The sequence below is a fragment of the Prevotella sp. AM42-24 genome, assembly GCF_003461825.1.
Taxonomy (GTDB): Bacteria; Bacteroidota; Bacteroidia; order Bacteroidales; family Bacteroidaceae; genus Prevotella; species Prevotella hominis.
Window position 1 is genome coordinate 1 of record NZ_QTXV01000165.1, and the last position, 1129, is coordinate 1129.

1 protein-coding gene and 1 pseudogene are annotated in these 1129 nt (G+C 35.1%); both read right to left on the reverse strand.

Going from position 1 to position 1129, the window contains the following annotated elements; genetic code table 11:
- Positions 1-48: 48 nt before the first annotated feature.
- Positions 49-135, reverse strand: a pseudogene (locus DW917_RS17995) (DNA resolvase); the annotation flags it as partial.
- A gap of 4 nt (positions 136-139) precedes the next feature.
- The gene (locus DW917_RS18110; RefSeq protein ID WP_255415345.1) at positions 140-274 is read right to left on the reverse strand and encodes a hypothetical protein; all 135 of its coding nucleotides are present in this window, start codon (positions 272-274) and stop codon (positions 140-142) included.
- Between the last annotated feature and the right edge of the window lie 855 nt (positions 275-1129).

The following is a 1129-nucleotide window of genomic DNA, read 5'->3' on the forward strand; positions in this document are numbered from 1 at the left end:
TGATTGCACTTTTAGTAATCGCTTCATTCGTTGTACGGTACTTACCCCTTAACCACTCAACTTTGCCACATCCTGAACGGAATATCCCTTGCGGAGTAAACTTATTACTTCTCTATATTCGGCTTTCACCTGTTCTTCCCTATTTTCCAAGAGACTTGAACATCTTGTTGATGCACTTTTTCTTCTGTTCCATGTTCGGGTGAACATAGAGATTAAGGGTTGTTGTAATATTGGCATGACCGAGCAGTACGCTTACGGTCTTGTAGTCGCACAATGTTCATTACATCGAAAAGAACTTTTCTGTATGCCCAAATAAAGAAGTTATTGAGAATGTGAGAACTCGTGTAAATACTCAATTCGCTATCATAACGAAATGATACAGATGGCAGCAATTAAAGATAGCATTGCTAATAGCCTATTTAAAGAGGTGAATGAAATTAAAAAGAAAATTAATCAGAAATAATAGACAACGACCATCTGGTACAAGCGCATTCTTCGCTTCGAATCGGGTAGGAGGTAAATACTAATCATAAAAGGCAGTTGCTCCCTATTTTCACATTTACCGACCTCCCACACCAGGCTTATTAGGGACTTGCCCCATTAGATAAGCTCATGCCGAGTATACCAACAAAAAAAACGTGGGTAATCATAGGCTTATCCACGGATTTTTATGTAAATGGAGAAAATAGTATAAATCTTCATTATTGGGAAAACTATACTGAACAAAATGCAAATAAACTGCATTAAACTATAACAGTGATAGCATGACACAGTTTAGCTTACACTCTCGTTAACACACTAATTCTTGTAGAACCATAATAAAAAACTCCCCATAGAGTTTACTTTTGAATAGAATTTACGTAAATGACAAGATTTTTTGCCTGATTAACAAATATAGAATCTCCTTTTGCTTCATAAGAAAATAATGTATTATTATCCAAAAGTTTATCCTTACTAATCACAACAATTCTAACCAAAAGAATCCCTAAATAGTTTGCGAGTTTTTTATCAGATTCTACTTCACTTTTAGTATAGGATATTATACCATCACTCCTATACACATCTACATTTTGCAGTTTATTTTTAACATAACCTCAAATCCGCAACCGCCCTCATAAGATGACACAGA